Here is a 16,086-nt window from a genome sequence, read left to right on the forward strand (position 1 = left end):
TTCTCTAATTTGAACAAGTTAAGGATAAAAATCATGAACAATACCACCCTGCTTCTCGACCCCACAGACAATGTGGGAGTAGCACTCTCGGATCTTCAACCCGGTCAAAAAGTAGTCTTAAACGACATAGAGCTTGAAATTCAGGATTTTGTCTCAGCAAAACATAAGTTTGCCATGCGGGATTTTAAGCCAGGCGAGGACATTCTCATGTATGGCACCATAGTGGGCGAAGCGACACAAGCCATCTCCAAAGGCTACCCGATCACACTTGCCAATATTCATCACAAAACCCGCGAATACACCCTAAATCCAGGCAAATTCAGCTGGACTCCCCCTAATATTTCAGACTGGGAAAAGAAAACATTTATGGGATACAGAAGGTCTGACAATCAGATAGGTACGGCAAATTATTGGCTAGTTTTACCATTGGTTTTTTGTGAAAACACAAATGTGAAATTACTTCAGGAAGCCTTTGAGAATGCTTTGGGTTTTAGCAATCCCAATCCTTACGAAATTCAGATCAAAAACCTGATTTCGGACTTTCAGCATGAAAAAATTACGGAAACGGTTCCGCAAAAAACCAAAAATAACCAACCTAGAATTTTCGAAAACTTAGACGGGATTCGATTTCTCACTCACGATATGGGATGTGGGGGAACCCGGCAGGACGCGGAGTCCCTTTGTACCCTACTTGCCGGCTATATCAATCACCCCAATGTGGCCGGGGCCACAGTCCTAAGTCTGGGCTGCCAAAATGCCCAAGCTAGTATCTTGATGGAAAAGCTATCGCTTATTCAAAAAGGTGAGCCAAAAACTGTTATTCTTTGTGATCAACAGCAAGAAGGAACGACTGAACAATTAATCCAAAAGGCGATTACAGAGACTTTTAAAGGCCTCATTGAGGCCAACAAAATAGCTCGACAGCCTTTTCCTTTAAACAAACTCGTCATCGGGCTGGAATGTGGCGGTTCGGATGGTTTTTCGGGAATATCTGCAAATCCAACCTTGGGAAGAGTTTCTGATCTGATTGTAGCACTTGGCGGGGCTGCGATCTTATCTGAGTTTCCCGAGCTCTGTGGTGCAGAACAAAACCTCATCAATCGCTGCAAAAACGAGGATTTGGCCAATAAATTTGTTCATTTGATGGAGACTTATAATGCCGCCGCAAAGCGCGTGGGCAGTGGCTTCGACATGAATCCAAGCCCGGGAAATATTAAGGACGGCCTCCTAACTGACGCTATCAAATCCTGCGGGGCGGCTAAAAAAGGAGGAACTGCGCCAGTTTCAGACATTTTGGATTATACCGAATACCTGAAAACCCCGGGATTAAATTTGCTTTGTACTCCCGGAAATGACGTGGAAAGTACCACAGGTTTGGCCGGAAGTGGAGCAAATATCATTTTGTTTACTACCGGACTTGGTACTCCCACCGGCAATCCCATCTGTCCGGTCATCAAGGTGGCTACCAACCATAAATTGACAAACCGGATGACCGACATCATTGACTTCAACTCGGGTACTGTGATTACAGGCGAAGATTCGATCGAAAGTTGCGGGAACAGACTTCTGGATCTGATCATTCAAGTGGCAAGTGGGGAAATAAAAACCAAGGCCGAACAGAATAGAAACTATGATTTTATCCCATGGAAACGTGGGGTCTCGCTGTAAAACACAAAAGCGGCACTTGGAATCCAAGGCCGCCTTTTCACTTTACTGGGGGTGATTAAAAGACAATATTTGCTCTTACGGTTGTATTTCCTTTTCCATCTGAAGCCATAACATTTCCTTTAACGGTACCTACTCCAGTGGCTCCTTGAAATTTCCCAGTCCCACCAACAATTTCGATTTCAGCTTCAAAAGTAATGTTTCCTTGTTGATCAAACTGAGCACGATTTGAAACACTTTTAAACCAAATTGAATTTCCTTTACCGTCTGTAGTTAAAGAACTTACTATTTTTGAACTGGCCTTAATTACTTCTGCATCTATTCCAAGAGCAATCAATTCCTTCTCAAAAAACTCAGTGACCCAAGCCGGTTCTGTAAATACAACACCATTCTGATCAGGAAAACCCAAGGCATACTGATTGAAAAAAGAAAATCCTTTACCAATAAAAGTGGCTTGCCCTTCTCCAAAGCCTGGAAATGCAGCAGGGTTTCCTACAACAATGCTTTGATTTGAAAATTTTTCTTGATAAAAAACCCCTTTTGGTCCTTTTCTGAAATTTTCTTCACCTGTTACAACTTGGGAAGTTTCTCTTGAAACTTCTGCCAATTCATTAATCACTGGTGTCTCTGCCTCTGACATGCATGAGGAAAAGATAATACCACTTATCAGAACAAGCCCTGATAATTTTAGTTTGATTTGTTTCATAGAATTATTCGGTTGGGGTGATTTAATTTTTTTAATGTTTTTTTAATTATTTCAATAATTAACTGTTAAGTGATCTAGGATTGATTTTCAACAAAAAGTATCTTATTTGTTTTTTATACCAATAAAAATGCCAAATATATTATTCAACAATAAAAAAATTTGCCGAAGAGGCTTTTTCTCTAATTTTCTTTGCAATTTGATATTCCTTGGAATTGTACCATTCCAAAGCAATGGCTTTGCTCGGGAACTCCAAAAGTACGAGGCGGTCGAAATTCCACTCACCTTCCATGACTTGAATGGGATTACCCCGGATCACAAACTTCCCTTGGTAGGCTTCTATAGAAGCAGGTGTTAATTTTTTGTATTCTTCGTAAAGTTCAGGATCTTGAATATTAACTTCTACTAAAACAAAGGCTGACATAGTGGTGATTATTTTACACCCACTAAGTAGTTAAAAATTTTGAACATGGCAAATCCCGAAATACAAATCCTGCAATTTGGTACAGGAAATTTCCTAAGAGCATATATTGGTTCAATGGTTCAAGATTTGAATGAATCAGGCAAGCAATTGAATATCTGCCTCATACAATCTACTTCAGGAAATACCATCGCTAAATTAGCCGCCCAAAATTATGAATACCATCTATTGGTTGCGGGTTATAAGGACGGACACAAAATTGAATCCATTCAAAAAATTAACTGCGTCAAAGATGGACTGAGTCTGCCTTTGGAGCAGAAGAAGTTTTTTGAATTTGCACACTCTCCACATCTAAAATGGATTATTTCCAATGTCACAGAAGCCGGAATGGTATGGAAAGAGGAAGGTCCTTTTGAAAAATTTGCGGAATCCTTTGCGGGAAGAATGACCCAGTGGCTATACAGAAGATTTCTCCTAAAGCCTGAGGCAGATACTGTAATCTTACCCTGCGAATTACTTCCTCAAAATGGCGAGCTTCTAAAAGGTTTTGTCTTAGGCCACTCCAAAAACTGGAATCTCCCAAAAGAATTCAATTCATGGATAAAAGGAAAAGTAATATTTCTTAATTCATTGGTAGACAGAATTGTACCGGGGTTTCCTTCCCACCTTGATTTACCTTTAAAAGAAAAAGATCCTTTTCTTGTCCAAGCTGAACCCTATGCACTTTGGGCCATAGAGGGGCCGGCTTCTGTTAGAGTTCATCTCCCCTTTTTGGAAAGTAATTCCGAGGTAATCTTGGAAGAGGATATTTCAGGGTATTCCTTGAGAAAAGTCAGGATTCTAAACGCCTCACACACCGCAATGACGGGTCATGGACAGTTATTGAATATCAAAACCGTAGGAGACTGGATAGAAAGCCCCGAGCGAGAAAGTTTCCTTCTGGAAATGATTGCGAAAGAAATCATCCCTAGTCTAAACCTGAATTCAGATGATTTAAAAAAATACGGGAAAGAGGTTATTGATCGATTCAAAAATCCGTTTGTTTCACACAAACTGAGTGATATTTCACTAAACAGTATCTCAAAAGCAAAGAGCCGCATTATCCCCATTCTATTGGATTATCAGGCTTCCTTTGGCTATTACCCTCAAAAACTAAGTTACTGTCTGATTTCCCTGCTTCTATTTTACCTCAGGAATCCGGACAAAATCCGAGACAGTAATGACATCGTCTTATGGTTTCAGAACGTTTCAAAAAATCAAACTGAACTGGACAATCTCAAGCTTTCTCTTTTACACTGGTTGCAACTGAATTGGGATGCAGCTTTCGATTTAGCTTACACTAAACTGACAGAAGAATAAATTCATCAATGAGTTAATCAAACCCTATACCGGCTGCATATCTTGTTTTCGCATAAGAAATCCTGAGTTTGGAAGCAAGATCATTCAGTGTGACACGTGAATCAAAAAGTGAAACCTCCCGGGCGTTCACCAGAAACAAACTTGATTCACCCATCTGGAACCTTCGGATTTCTCCGGTAAGCAGGGCTTGGAGACTTTTAACATTTTCAGTGAAAGTAAGCAGTTGGAGATTCAAAGTACTCCAGTTATTCAGTTCCGCTTCCAGCTTCATCCTCAGCTGGATTTCCTTTAGATCTCTTGAGTTTTGCTTGAAATCAATTTTGGCTTTTGCCAATCCAAACGCTCCTCTAGATTTTCTCCAAAGTAAGGGGGTATATACCGTCAGTCCCCATTTGTAATTATTTTCATAGAATACCGACTCGTCAAACTGCGAAAGTGTTTCACTTAGAAAGTTGTACTTAAGTTTAACTATAGGAAGCATCTCCTGACCTTTCAGCCGTCGTTCCACATCCAAACTCGCCAACTCAAAGTCAGTGATCAATAATTCTGGATGATTTATGACCAGCGTACGCAATTCTTCAATATCCGGATAAAAAGTAAACTCTTCGAACAAACTCTCGGGGACAGTTCCCGCACCCAAAGTCATCGGATTTCCATCTTCATTCCAGAGAAAGGTATTTAACTCCTGAGTCGTGGCGAAAAACGAATTTTCAGTTTCTTGAAGTCGGTATTGACGATTCAGTAATTGAGAAAAAGCTTCTACAGTATCTATTGCCGCAAAATCTCCCTGTTCAAAGCTCCGCTTGACATAATTGAATCGTGAAGTAGCCAGTTCCACCCCCTCTCTCAGCACATTCAAATTCTCATAAGCCAATGCCCACTTCCAATACATGGCTGTGGCAGCAAGGTTTAATTCGTTTAAAAGCCTGACGCGCTCCACCTCACTGGATTGCTGATAGATTTGTGCCTGACGTAAGGACGCTCGTCTTTGATCCAAAATCAGACCTTGACCTAAGTTTACAGAAGCACCCGCCGCAAGCAATCCATTGGATGGGACAGCGGCCTCGGGGCTTAGAAAATTTCCTGAATTCTGTTCAAATACACCATTTAACTCCACGCCCATCCAGGTTGGAATACTTATTCCAGCCTCTCTTTTGTCGTAATAAGTTGATTCTTTAAATTGCTTTTTATCAAGATTACCGTAGATCAGAGGGTCAAATGCCCCTCTTGCCTGCATTAATTCCATTTGGCCAAAGCGAAGATTCAACTCAGCCTGAGAAGACACAGGATGATAAAGACGTACCCACTCCATATACTCCTCAAATTTGAGTTTCAGGGTATCTTGAGCTTTTGCGAACAACGGCCAAAAAATCACCAATAAAATCAGCGTCAGTTTTTTCATTTTTTGGAAGATGCAGCTTGATCTTTTTGTTCTTGAGTATAATAGTCAGCAGGGAAGCCATTTAGTTGTCGCCAGATTTCGTACCAAACCGGCACATCATTAAAGAGCGCAATTCCATCAGCTCCGGAACCAATCCTAAGCAAATCAGGCCATGCAAATTCATCAGGATCTTCCATTACCAATACCCGATATTGGTTATTTGGGCCTGCAAACTGATCAATTGCAATGACAACCCCTCCAAAAGTCCCATTTGAAATCTGAGGCCAACCAGAGAAAACGATGGCAGGCCAGCCATCAAATATGAATCGAACCTTATTCCCTACTTTCACCAGTGGAAGATCCACCGGCTGCACGTACATTTCCACAGCCAACGCGGCATTTGCAGGTACAATATTGACGATTGGATCACCTTCCTTAATCGTCTCTCCTATTCCCACTTGTATGGCCTTGGCAATGTATCCATCCTGCGGTGCAAGAATGTGTCTGTACCCGGTTCTTCGCTCATAATTCGAATATTGATTTTCAAGCTTCGTAGTGCTTGCTTCGGCATCAAACTGGGAAGACATTGCTGTATACATTTCGGACTCTGCTTTGGCCAATTTATCCTTGAAATCATTGTCTATAGCATCCAGATCAATTCGTGCAGAAATCAGTTCATTTTTACTGCTGAGCAATTTGTTTTCGGAGGAGATCAATTTTGCCTGCACTTCCTGAAACTTCAATTTTCTTGTCTCAAAGTCTGTCAATGATCTCAATCCTTCATCGAATAGATTTTCGGCTCGCTCCAGTTGATATTTACCAATATCAAAATTCACTTTGGCCTGCACCAATTCAATGCTATCAGACTGAACTTTCAGCTCGGCCATCCTGAGTCTGTTTTCTGTTTGCTGAATTCTCAAAATATTATTTCTTCTCAGCGCACTTATTTGATCATTTAAGGCACTCACCTTGTCTCCATAGGATCTTGCAGAAGATGCTTTTGCATCTACTTGCATCTGTGTTCTGGGGAGTAGCAAGGAATCAAAATATTCGTCTTTGACTTCGGAAATCCTCAAAATTGTATCTCCTTTTGCGACATAATCACCCTCGGCTACATACCAATTTTCAATTCGACCCGCAATGATCGAGTGAATAGTCTGCGGTCTCTGATCAGGCCTAAGTGCTGTGACAAATCCTTTGGAGCGGATATTTTGAGTCCAAGGCAGAAACAGCATGATGAATGCCGAAATCAAAATCCCGGTGAGCAATCTTACTCTTTGCTGATTTTCCTTTAGCGGTAGAGTCATTACCAAACTTTTAGAGCCGCTAAATGGAATTGATTCCTGAATCTTATTAGAAGAAATATTAAACATAGCCTTAAATAGTTAAGTTTTTGTAGCCCTCATAGCTTCCATGATAGATAATATTGCCAGAGTCCATAAGGAGTATCTCATCTGCCCTACTCAGTATTTGATCATCATTGGAAACCATGAGTAAGGTCCAGTTTCCATTAAACAAGTAATCCACAATTTTGGAAAACACATCCTTCTCCACATGAAGAAAAACATTCTCCATGATCAATGCCTTTGGTTTACCTACAAATCCCCTGGCGAATAGAATTTTCTGTGCCAATGACTTGGAAAGTCCACGTCCTCCGGGTTGAAGCATCGCCTCTAAGCCCTCGGGGAGTTTATATAAATAATCTTTAAGACCCACCAAATCAATGATGTACTCCAAGTGTGAAAGATCAAAGTCTCTTCCTACTAATATATTTTCACGAATGGAACCATGGAAAATCTCCTGAAGCTCGAGAAAATCACCAACCATTCCCCGGTATTTTTCCAAATTAATATATTCGAGGGAGAGATCGTTGACCGCTACAGTTCCTTCAAACTCTTCGTACAACCCCGAAAAAAGTGCCATCAAAGCACTTTTACCGCTTCCGCTTTTTCCTGTCACAACCACCTTCCTACCAGGTTCAATTGATAGGCTAACGTTTTTCAATATAGGCTCTTCAACATCCTGTGGATGAAAGACGACATTGGACATACTGTATTTTAATCCTTCGGGCGCAGCTACAATTACTTTTTCTGAGGGGTTGTGATGTTCCAATTCCAAATCCATCACCTGACCTAGCTTTTCTACAGCCACCAAGGTATCGTATACAGTTTCCAAGGATAGGATAAGTTTCTCGACCGAATTGATCACCAAAACAATGATTACTTCAGCAGCTACAAATTGGCCAATCGAAATCTGATCGTTAATCAACAACAAACTGCCCGCAAACAATAAGCTGGAAACAATAAGAATCTTAAATCCAATCATCACTTTGTATTGGAAAATCAGCACCGAGAAGTGCTTGGATCTAAATTCTACATAGCGTTGAATTAACTTGTCTGCCTTCAGAATAGGCAGTCTTGTACTGCCAACCAATTTGAAGGAATTCAATGTTCTTGCCACTTCTTCCAACCAATAAGCAGTGAGGTATTTATAAGTAGATTCTTTCAGGGCCGTTTCCATACCGCGCGGCCCAGTGAAATAAAAAATCAAGAATAGAATCCCAAATAGAACTGCCCCGAAAATAATGAAAAAAGGATGATAAATCGAAAGCAAAAGCAAACCAAAAATCACCTGAAGTAATGCTGCCGAAAAATCAATTAAAATTTTGCCAATGCCCTTTTGAAGATTCACAGTGTCAAAAAAGCGATTTACTATCTCTGGAGCATACTGTCCATGCATGACCTCAGTCTTTACCTTGGGCAAGCGGTATGCGATAGATAGCCCTGATTTAGAGAATATCCTTTGCTGCAATTTCTCCATAATCTGCAATTGAGAAATCTGCAAAAACCCTCCAAAAGCAACCCCAAGTGCAACGATAACCACCAATACCACCCAAGAGGTGCTGATCCTTCCACCAAGGATAAAATTCAAAATAGCCTGAATTCCCAAGGGTAAAGAGAGGGTGACCAAGCCATTCAGTACAGCATAGAAATAGATGGCATACACTTGGTTCTTTTCCTCCTCGAGCAATCCAAATAATCGCTTCAAAGGAGTCAACGCTAAATTACTTTGCATTTGAAATTGCTTTTATTACAAGTTGGTGGAAAAACTGAAGTTGGGCTGATCCATCATGCCTGGCATCTGTCATCCCCGGCAAGTGAATCGAATTAAATGAATGAAGCAAACTGGATTCCATCACGGTAGATACCAAAGTTTTTGGAAATTCATAGGAAGGGTTAATCTCTTTGATGATACTTGATATCCTTTCCCCAAAGCGGTACACTTGAGCAAAAATACCAGACTCATGCTCAACATCCACTGATTTGGTCAAATATCCCTTAATCGATTCATTAATAACAAGTTTTCTAAGGAGTTTCGGATCCAAAAATTTGTTTTCCAGACAGATAGGTCCATCTACCATCAGGCGAATGGCAATTGCCAGCCGTTCAAATGGATCCTTTATGTTAGAAGTGGCAAAAGCTAAATTATGCTCCATCCAAGCCCAATACCAAGCATTCAGGTAAAGTAGCAGCATGTGCTTATTTTCAAAATACCTATAAATCGCAGCCTCTGTACTACCGATTTGCTGTGCAAGCTTTTTGAATGTAAACAACTCTATGCCCAATTCCTGAATCATTTGAGTGCCTTCACTTATCAGCAAAGCACCCAAGTCGGAGCTAAAGGGTTCTTTAATATACAGATTGGAATTAACCTCAACCCGCATTTTTTTTAAAATAGATTCCATCCAGCTGAGATTTATAATGTTTGCTAAACGAAAGGGAATTAAAAAAAGTTTGTATTTCTCCTATTTTTGTTAGTAAGATTAACAATTCATCGATTTACTCAGTATTCTTCAATGCTTTTGAAATTAAAATTTCCAGAGGAATAAGTTTTAATGTTTTTCCATTGGCGGCTTCCAAAAAAACAGGAGGTACACAATTGCTTCGATAAGCCTCTAACCAACAAAGTGCGCAAAGGCACCATTTATCACCGGTGCTTAGACCAGAAAATTGATATTCTGGATATGGTGTAATAATATCATTTCCTCTACTTCCCGAAAAAATCAAAAACTCCTCAGTCCTCACTGCACATACCGTATGCATCCCCGAATCTTTCGGTCCCGTTTCGCAGCATCCATTTCTCTAAAATCCTGTAATAGGACTGGTACTTCAGGAGATTAGATCTTCTCCAAAAATATTCTTAGACATAAATTTTAGGATGTTTAGCAACCCAATAAGCCCAAAAAATGAGAATTGGCTGAATCAAAATTAACCTTACCCAACCTATCCATGCAGGAACACAAAGTCCTCCATCTATACAGGTATTAATCTGAATAAAATACCAATGTGCGGGAATGAAGGCAATCAACATGAACACTACTCCCCAAGCTGCTCTGGATCGAGTAGGAAAATAAAGAATTCCCAAACCCAATAAAACTTCAGCAATCCCAGAAAGCAGATTGATCAAACTGGGATTTGAAAAAAAGGGAGGAATCAAGGGGATATAGAAATCCGGAGTCAAAAAGTGATTGATCCCAGCGATAAAGTAAAAATACCCCATCCCCCTGATTATTATTTTTTTTAAAAGCCTTACTTTTTCCATCTATCTATTTAGGATAATTTACCGGTTAAACAAGAACTGACACATGTGCAATGAAGTTTTTTTACGGAAATTGATCAAGCCATCGGATTAATGAAGATTAGATAGAGAACGCCTATTATCGGTCCCGGTATTTCAATTTGCCCAATCCGTACAAATACAAAACTTTTGAATATCTCAGCATGAGGGGAAGAAATAAAATATTCAGAACAGCAACAAGACTGAGGTACATCCAAAGCTTAGGCACCTCTACTAGCACATTGATAGCAGTAAGGGAGCTAAACACCAATGCTACCGAAAATGCATAACTGATGTACATTGCCCCATAATAAAAATCGGGCTCGGGATTAAGGTTTGCACCACAGACTTTGCAGTTTTCATTAATGTCCGAAAGATTATGGTAGCTAAATAGACTTACCGAAAAAAGCTTTCCTTCCCGACATTGGGGACAATTCGCGCTGGCAATGGCGAATCCAAGGCTTTTAGACATGTTTTTTTGCTAATTTATTCTGTAAGGATTCAATGATTTGTGACCAAAGTTACCTCTTCCTTTTGAAGGTTTAACTTTTTTTCAAAAACCCGGGAGAATTCTTTTCGTACTTTTGGACATGGAAAAAAGAAAAGCAAAATCATTGATCGGCGACATGCGAACGGGCAGCTGGTCTGAGTTTCTGCTGTTTCTACTCGTGGCCAACTTCATAAATCTCTCTGCGAATTTTTACGAAGGAAATATTTTCATCACTAAAGGAATGAAAATGGATGATCCCATCGACACCTTTACAGAGTTGATCTTTGAATGGGTCCTAGATGGTAGCAAAGATCTGATTCCTGACAATGGCACTCAACAGGATGACAATTCACTCAAAAAAATCAAACTGGCCTTGATTGAAATACCGGGGATCAAACTTTTTTCTTCCCTGACACTCAAAGAGAGATTCCAGTTTTTTGTTTCGCAAAATATCAGTTCAAGCTATTCTGCATCTGATCCTCCGCCTCCGGATCGTTGCTGATTTTTCGGAATTTCATCCAAAAGCAACAATCAACTTAATTTACCATGAAAAAAATACTATTCCTTGCCCTATTTGGGTTTGGAAGCTTCTGTGCTTCGGCTCAAGAAGAAATTGATACGCTTAAAGTACACAGGCAAATACTTGACAGCCTATTCATTGAGGAAGTCGAAAAACCAAAAACGTCCCAAAAACCGAAGGTGCTTCATGCGGAACCGCTTTACATTGATCTTATCAGGGATTTAGGCGCGAGAAAAGGCGAAAAAGAGTGGAACGTGGGCTTTGGGATGCAGGACAAGCGCCGCTATGACGAATTCCACGCACTCATCGAATATGAATGGGCACCAATCGACCGTTTGGGTCTGGAAGTAGAATTGCCTGTAAGTCTATATTCATTCAGAAATGGAAATTCCGAAGGTGCGATCCCTGCAAATACGCTGGAATCTATCAAGGTCGCAGGACAATACACTTTCTTGGTTTCCGAGAAGCGAAACACCTCCCTTGCCGTAGGATATATCCATGAATTTGCATTAGTGGATTTTGAAAAAATGGGGAAAATGAATGCCTTCAAAGGAAATTTGTTCAACCCCTTCTTTGTAGCCGCAAAGCGATGGGGGAGCAATTACCATACCTTGATTTACACCGGTCCAAGGATTGAAAAAGGATATGGAAAGCAGGCCGAAGTTGGATTTGAGACGAATTACAACTTACACTACATGGTTTCCGGTACACGGAATTTTATTGGGTTGGAATTGAATCAGGAATTCGTGAATGGAAAATCAACTGCAACACTTAGACCCCAAATGCGCCTTGGTCTGGCGGAAAATCTGATGATAGGAATTGTATCAACCATTCCTGTTGCTCAACCAGACGCAGGTTTAGGATCTTTCGTCAGAATCATTTACGAACCAGGATTCAAAGCGATGCATTAATCTTTAATCAAAAAAAGGGGCCTTTTATGCCCCTTTTTCTATCTAAATTCTTCCAGATCGTAGTCTTTCCCTCTACCCCATTGGAGGAGTTCATGGATCGTGTAGTATTCCAAGGTATCAAGATCTTTGATCTTGAAATTGTCTCCAGCAAGTCGATCCACTATCTGAATCGTACGGATTTCGCCCTGATTGACAAACCTGTAAACTCTGCCTACCCGAAGGTTGTCCAGTGCGATTGGCATTTTATGCTTTGTCTTTGATTAATACACCTGTGGCTTCAAAGGTGATTTCACGCTTTGGTGCTGTAATAGCATCCACCTCTTCTTTTGATTTTCCCTGATCTTCGGCAAAATGTTTTAATGTCTCAACATCAGTTTCAGTCAGCGTTGCAACACCTTCAAGTATTATAGGAAATCCCTGTGAATTGGTCGGGATGAAAAATCCATAATCTTTAAATGTAACCCGCATCGGTTCGCCATTTGCCAAATCCATCGTAAACCAGCAACCTTTCTTGGTGCAGACTTCTTTGATCTCTCCTGAGATCTTTCCTGTAAAAATTCCGGAGGCCTCCACCACTGTAACCATCTCCGCAGTGCCAATAACACTATTTTCGGCTAGATCCGCACCGTACCCACCAGGCACCACTTCCACTTCTCCGACAGGCTCAGCTTTAGTGGTAGTTTCGACTTTCACAGATTCTGACGGTTTTTGGCAGGAAAAAGAAAGCATTGCAAGGATTAGGACAGATAGTAAGATTGATTTTTTCATGAAAATTTGAATTTATCTTCAAAAATAGCCCAATAGCTCCATCAAGAAAACTGATTTTCAATTTATTTAGCAAATTCCTACAGCGTCATCAAATGTGGGATAGCCCTCGTTTTTTTTGAGATTTTCGAATGTTTCAAAAGAAAATAAACATTTTTTTTAATAAACCTTCCGATTCTTTAGCATTGCTGTAATTTTGTTCAAGTTTAGAAATACGACCCTGCACTCATGCCTCAAACCAAAAAGTTTATCATTGATTTTGACAGTACCTTTACCCAAGTGGAAGCCTTGGATATTTTAGGTGAAATAAGTCTGATCAACGACCCTGAAAAAATCGCAAAACTCCAGTCTATCAAGGACATCACAGATAAAGGAATGGAAGGCTCCATCACCTTTCGGGAAAGCTTGGAACTCCGCTTGGAAATACTCAAAGCAAGCAAAACTCAGATCACTGATCTAATTGCAGCGCTGAAACAGAAAGTTTCAAAATCCTTTGAACGTAACAAAGAGTGGCTTCGCGAAAACGCCAAGGACATCTATATTATTTCCAATGGATTCAGAGACTTTATCCTTCCGATAGTTTCTGAATATGGCATATTAAACGAGAATGTTTTTGCCAATGAATTTGTCTACGATGAATCCGGGAATATTGTGGACTTCAACCGGGAAAATCCCCTCTCCAAAAACAATGGAAAAGCGGAAACCATTAAAAACGTAAATCTTGAGGGGGACATTTATGTCATCGGTGATGGATATACCGATTATGAAATCAAAGCATCGGGCCTTGCCAACAAGTTTTATGCATTTACAGAAAACGTTCACCGTCCTAAAGTAGTTAGTCAGGCGGATCATATTGCTCCTAGTTTTGACGAAATCCTTTACATCAATAAGTTGAATACGAAATTTTCTTACCCAAAAAGTCGCATTAAAGTTCTCCTGCTTGAGAATGTACATCCAATAGGAATACAAATTCTTCAAGATGAAGGATATGAGGTTGAGGTTATCTCCAGTGCCCTCAGTGAAGAGGAACTGTGTGAGAAAATCAAAACGGTCTCAATTTTGGGAATCCGGTCAAAAACCAACGTGACCAAGAAGGTGCTGGAAAATGCCAATCGGCTTTTGGCTATCGGAGCTTTCTGTATCGGAACAAACCAGATAGATTTAGAAACCTGTCAAGAAAAAGGGATTGCGGTTTTCAACGCTCCTTTCTCCAATACGCGCTCTGTGGTCGAAATGGCTATTGCGGAAATTATTTTTCTAATGCGCCGCTTTCAGGATAAATCTGTCGGAATGCATCAAGGAAATTGGGACAAATCAGCTACCGGTTCTTTTGAAATAAGAGGCAAAAAACTCGGAATCATCGGTTATGGAAATATCGGCGCACAACTGTCTGTCTTGGCAGAAAACATGGGCATGAACGTTTTCTATTACGATGTAATTGAAAAGCTTGCCTTGGGAAATGCTACAAAAGTTGATTCCTTGGATGAGTTGCTCGCTACCTGTGATATGATCTCCCTCCATGTCGATGGACGAAAAGACAACAATCGTCTGATTGATGGGGAAAAGATCAGAAAAATGAAACCAGGTGCCATTTTAGTAAACCTGAGCCGTGGACATGTGGTGGATATTCCAGCTTTGCGGGACGCGATACTTTCCGGTCATTTGGCAGGATGCGCAGTTGACGTTTTCCCTGAGGAACCAAAAAACAACAATGAATCCTTTGAATCCGAATTGAAGGGGTTGCCAAACACTATTTTGACCCCCCACATTGGCGGTAGCACCTTGGAGGCACAGGAAAATATTGCGCGGTTTGTTCCCGGCAAAATCATGGAATACATCAACACGGGCAACACCTATAATTCGGTCAACTTCCCGAATATTCAGTTGCCATTCCTGAAAAATGCACACCGCTTGATTCACATTCACCATAATGAGCCCGGTGTTTTGGCTAAAATCAATCAGGTACTTGCCAACTACAACATCAACATTGTCGGTCAATACCTGAAGACCAATGAAAAAATCGGTTATGTGATCACGGACATTGACAAGGTGTATGAAGCCGAAGCGATTGAGACGTTAAAGACCATACCCGGAACAATCAGGTTTAGGACGCTTTATTGATTTCACTTTGGCTGGAAACGACAAAAGCCCCGAATAATCGGGGCTTTTGTCGTTTTAATCAAATATCAACCATTTATCTGGTTTCGTAAAGGGTTGAATAGTATGTCTGATACGCTCCCGAGGTCACGTGTTCCAGCCATTCCTCATTGGTTAGGTACCAATCAATGGTAATATCAATCCCCTCGTCAAACTGCAAACTAGGCTCCCAACCCAGTTCTTTTTGGATTTTAGCCGCATCGATGGCATAGCGGAGATCATGCCCTGCACGGTCGGTGACATAGGTAATCAGTTGTTCAGATGTTCCTACTTCACGTCCAAGTTTTTCGTCCATCTTTTTGCAAAGCAACTTGACGATGTCAATATTTTTCCACTCGTTGAATCCGCCTATGTTGTAGGTTTCTCCTGATTTTCCTTTGTGAAACACCATATCAATAGCACGTGCATGATCCTTTACAAACAACCAATCACGCACATTTTCCCCCTTTCCATAAACGGGAAGAGGCTTCATAGTTTTGATATTGTTGATGCAGAGAGGAATCAACTTCTCCGGAAAATGATTGGGACCGTAGTTATTGGAACAGTTGGAGACCACGGTCTTCATTTTGTAGGTATTTGCATAAGCCCGAACAAAATGGTCTGAAGCAGCCTTGGAAGCGGAATAAGGCGACTGGGGATCGTAGGCTGTAGTTTCCAAAAAGAACCCTCCATCATGCAGCGAACCATAAACTTCATCTGTGGAAACATGATAAAACAGATGGCTTTCCAATTCCCCTGCCCAAGCTTTCTTAGCCGAATTGAGCAGATTTACCGTCCCAAAAACGTTGGTTTTCACAAAAGCCATAGGGTCTGAGATGGATCGATCCACGTGAGATTCTGCGGCCAAGTGGATTACGTCAGAGATCTGATGCTTCGCAAAAATCAAATCGAGCGCATCAGCATCTTGAATATCTACTTTTTCGAAAATATAATTTGCGGCATTTTCGACCTCTTTTAGGTTTTCCAAATTACCTGCATAAGTGAGCGCATCCAGATTAACAATTTTATAATCTGGATACTTGGTCACGAAAAGACGCACCACATGGCAACCGATAAATCCGGCACCTCCTGTGATCAGGATTGATTTTGACATAAAT

At 40.7% G+C, this 16,086-nt stretch carries 16 protein-coding genes and 1 pseudogene; 5 read left to right on the top strand and 12 right to left on the bottom strand.

Annotation, left to right across the window (positions count from 1 at the left end; translation table 11 throughout):
- The first annotated feature begins 33 nt into the window (after positions 1–33).
- The gene (locus BLQ81_RS03940; protein ID WP_092728655.1) at positions 34–1,668 is read left to right on the top strand and encodes a UxaA family hydrolase; all 1,635 of its coding nucleotides are present in this window, start codon (positions 34–36) and stop codon (positions 1,666–1,668) included.
- A 55-nt stretch (positions 1,669–1,723) separates the two neighbouring features.
- Here BLQ81_RS03940 and BLQ81_RS03945 read toward each other — a convergent pair whose 3' ends face one another.
- Together BLQ81_RS03945 and BLQ81_RS03950 are read right to left on the bottom strand one after the other, a co-directional pair.
- Positions 1,724–2,371: a dirigent protein gene (locus BLQ81_RS03945; RefSeq protein ID WP_139183561.1), complete on the bottom strand. Its 648-nt coding sequence runs from the start codon at positions 2,369–2,371 to the stop codon at positions 1,724–1,726.
- A 139-nt stretch (positions 2,372–2,510) separates the two neighbouring features.
- Positions 2,511–2,792 (bottom strand): DUF1330 domain-containing protein, encoded by a 282-nt coding sequence (locus BLQ81_RS03950; RefSeq protein ID WP_092728657.1) that lies wholly within the window; start codon positions 2,790–2,792, stop codon positions 2,511–2,513.
- Between the two features lie 45 nt (positions 2,793–2,837).
- Here BLQ81_RS03950 and BLQ81_RS03955 point away from each other — a divergent pair, with 45 nt between their 5' ends.
- Positions 2,838–4,148 carry a tagaturonate reductase gene (locus BLQ81_RS03955; RefSeq protein WP_092728658.1) on the top strand — a complete coding sequence of 437 codons (1,311 nt, stop codon included), beginning with the start codon at positions 2,838–2,840 and terminating at the stop codon, positions 4,146–4,148.
- A gap of 13 nt (positions 4,149–4,161) precedes the next feature.
- On the opposite strand, the gene BLQ81_RS03960 is transcribed toward BLQ81_RS03955, so the two are convergent.
- The 7 genes and pseudogenes from BLQ81_RS03960 to BLQ81_RS03990 all read right to left on the bottom strand — a co-directional run bounded on the left by BLQ81_RS03960 (position 4,162) and on the right by BLQ81_RS03990 (position 10,618).
- Entirely contained in the window at positions 4,162–5,550 is a 1,389-nt protein-coding gene (locus BLQ81_RS03960; RefSeq protein ID WP_092728659.1) for a TolC family protein, read from the bottom strand.
- Positions 5,547–6,902, bottom strand: a complete 1,356-nt coding sequence (locus BLQ81_RS03965) for an HlyD family secretion protein (protein ID WP_092728660.1) — start codon at positions 6,900–6,902, stop codon at positions 5,547–5,549. The genes BLQ81_RS03960 and BLQ81_RS03965 overlap by 4 nt, the downstream gene beginning before the upstream one ends.
- Before the next feature lie 4 nt (positions 6,903–6,906).
- On the bottom strand, positions 6,907–8,604 hold the full coding sequence (locus BLQ81_RS03970; protein WP_092728661.1) for a peptidase domain-containing ABC transporter: 1,698 nt from the start codon (positions 8,602–8,604) through the stop codon (positions 6,907–6,909).
- Complete coding sequence (locus BLQ81_RS03975; RefSeq protein ID WP_092728662.1) at positions 8,594–9,274, bottom strand: TetR/AcrR family transcriptional regulator; 681 nt, start codon at positions 9,272–9,274, stop codon at positions 8,594–8,596. The genes BLQ81_RS03970 and BLQ81_RS03975 overlap by 11 nt, the downstream gene beginning before the upstream one ends.
- Positions 9,275–9,368: 94 nt before the next feature.
- Positions 9,369–9,659 (bottom strand): annotated as a pseudogene (locus tag BLQ81_RS03980) (DUF2237 family protein); the annotation flags it as partial.
- Between the two features lie 70 nt (positions 9,660–9,729).
- Positions 9,730–10,089, bottom strand: coding sequence for a DoxX family protein (locus BLQ81_RS03985; protein WP_245693166.1), 360 nt, complete (start codon positions 10,087–10,089; stop codon positions 9,730–9,732).
- A gap of 157 nt (positions 10,090–10,246) precedes the next feature.
- On the bottom strand, positions 10,247–10,618 hold the full coding sequence (locus BLQ81_RS03990; protein WP_092728664.1) for a DUF983 domain-containing protein: 372 nt from the start codon (positions 10,616–10,618) through the stop codon (positions 10,247–10,249).
- A gap of 118 nt (positions 10,619–10,736) precedes the next feature.
- On the opposite strand from BLQ81_RS03990, the gene BLQ81_RS03995 reads away from it, so the two are divergent.
- Together BLQ81_RS03995 and BLQ81_RS04000 are read left to right on the top strand one after the other, a co-directional pair.
- Positions 10,737–11,138 carry a hypothetical protein gene (locus tag BLQ81_RS03995; protein WP_092728665.1) on the top strand — a complete coding sequence of 134 codons (402 nt, stop codon included), beginning with the start codon at positions 10,737–10,739 and terminating at the stop codon, positions 11,136–11,138.
- 44 nt (positions 11,139–11,182) lie between these two features.
- Positions 11,183–12,067 (top strand): HAEPLYID family protein, encoded by an 885-nt coding sequence (locus BLQ81_RS04000; protein WP_092728666.1) that lies wholly within the window; start codon positions 11,183–11,185, stop codon positions 12,065–12,067.
- Between the two features lie 38 nt (positions 12,068–12,105).
- On the opposite strand, the gene BLQ81_RS04005 is transcribed toward BLQ81_RS04000, so the two are convergent.
- Together BLQ81_RS04005 and BLQ81_RS04010 are read right to left on the bottom strand one after the other, a co-directional pair.
- On the bottom strand, positions 12,106–12,309 hold the full coding sequence (locus BLQ81_RS04005; protein WP_092728667.1) for a hypothetical protein: 204 nt from the start codon (positions 12,307–12,309) through the stop codon (positions 12,106–12,108).
- A 1-nt stretch (position 12,310) separates the two neighbouring features.
- Positions 12,311–12,835, bottom strand: a complete 525-nt coding sequence (locus BLQ81_RS04010) for a DUF4920 domain-containing protein (RefSeq protein ID WP_092728668.1) — start codon at positions 12,833–12,835, stop codon at positions 12,311–12,313.
- A gap of 225 nt (positions 12,836–13,060) precedes the next feature.
- On the opposite strand from BLQ81_RS04010, the gene serA reads away from it, so the two are divergent.
- Positions 13,061–14,953: a phosphoglycerate dehydrogenase gene (serA, locus tag BLQ81_RS04015; protein ID WP_092728669.1), complete on the top strand. Its 1,893-nt coding sequence runs from the start codon at positions 13,061–13,063 to the stop codon at positions 14,951–14,953.
- A 73-nt stretch (positions 14,954–15,026) separates the two neighbouring features.
- Here the strand turns inward: serA and rfbB are convergent, their stop codons facing one another.
- A complete protein-coding gene (gene rfbB / locus BLQ81_RS04020; protein ID WP_092728670.1) occupies positions 15,027–16,082 on the bottom strand; it encodes a dTDP-glucose 4,6-dehydratase in 1,056 nt (351 codons plus the stop codon).
- Between the last annotated feature and the right edge of the window lie 4 nt (positions 16,083–16,086).

Source organism: Algoriphagus alkaliphilus (assembly GCF_900103735.1).
In the GTDB taxonomy this organism is placed as follows: domain Bacteria; phylum Bacteroidota; class Bacteroidia; order Cytophagales; family Cyclobacteriaceae; genus Algoriphagus; species Algoriphagus alkaliphilus.

What these genes read in the sequence shown, in the direction of transcription:
- serA (WP_092728669.1), top strand. Translation starts at nt 13,061, where the DNA reads ATGCCTCAAACCAAAAAGTTTATCATTGATTTTGACAGTACCTTTACC.
- BLQ81_RS03950 (WP_092728657.1), bottom strand. Translation starts at nt 2,792, where the DNA reads ATGTCAGCCTTTGTTTTAGTAGAAGTTAATATTCAAGATCCTGAACTT.
- BLQ81_RS03945 (WP_139183561.1), bottom strand. Translation starts at nt 2,371, where the DNA reads ATGAAACAAATCAAACTAAAATTATCAGGGCTTGTTCTGATAAGTGGT.
- rfbB (WP_092728670.1), bottom strand. Translation starts at nt 16,082, where the DNA reads ATGTCAAAATCAATCCTGATCACAGGAGGTGCCGGATTTATCGGTTGC.
- BLQ81_RS03965 (WP_092728660.1), bottom strand. Translation starts at nt 6,902, where the DNA reads ATGTTTAATATTTCTTCTAATAAGATTCAGGAATCAATTCCATTTAGC.
- BLQ81_RS03975 (WP_092728662.1), bottom strand. Translation starts at nt 9,274, where the DNA reads ATGGAATCTATTTTAAAAAAAATGCGGGTTGAGGTTAATTCCAATCTG.
- BLQ81_RS03955 (WP_092728658.1), top strand. Translation starts at nt 2,838, where the DNA reads ATGGCAAATCCCGAAATACAAATCCTGCAATTTGGTACAGGAAATTTC.
- BLQ81_RS03970 (WP_092728661.1), bottom strand. Translation starts at nt 8,604, where the DNA reads ATGCAAAGTAATTTAGCGTTGACTCCTTTGAAGCGATTATTTGGATTG.
- BLQ81_RS03990 (WP_092728664.1), bottom strand. Translation starts at nt 10,618, where the DNA reads ATGTCTAAAAGCCTTGGATTCGCCATTGCCAGCGCGAATTGTCCCCAA.
- BLQ81_RS03995 (WP_092728665.1), top strand. Translation starts at nt 10,737, where the DNA reads ATGGAAAAAAGAAAAGCAAAATCATTGATCGGCGACATGCGAACGGGC.
- BLQ81_RS03940 (WP_092728655.1), top strand. Translation starts at nt 34, where the DNA reads ATGAACAATACCACCCTGCTTCTCGACCCCACAGACAATGTGGGAGTA.
- BLQ81_RS03985 (WP_245693166.1), bottom strand. Translation starts at nt 10,089, where the DNA reads ATGGGGTATTTTTACTTTATCGCTGGGATCAATCACTTTTTGACTCCG.
- BLQ81_RS04005 (WP_092728667.1), bottom strand. Translation starts at nt 12,309, where the DNA reads ATGCCAATCGCACTGGACAACCTTCGGGTAGGCAGAGTTTACAGGTTT.
- BLQ81_RS03960 (WP_092728659.1), bottom strand. Translation starts at nt 5,550, where the DNA reads ATGAAAAAACTGACGCTGATTTTATTGGTGATTTTTTGGCCGTTGTTC.
- BLQ81_RS04010 (WP_092728668.1), bottom strand. Translation starts at nt 12,835, where the DNA reads ATGAAAAAATCAATCTTACTATCTGTCCTAATCCTTGCAATGCTTTCT.
- BLQ81_RS04000 (WP_092728666.1), top strand. Translation starts at nt 11,183, where the DNA reads ATGAAAAAAATACTATTCCTTGCCCTATTTGGGTTTGGAAGCTTCTGT.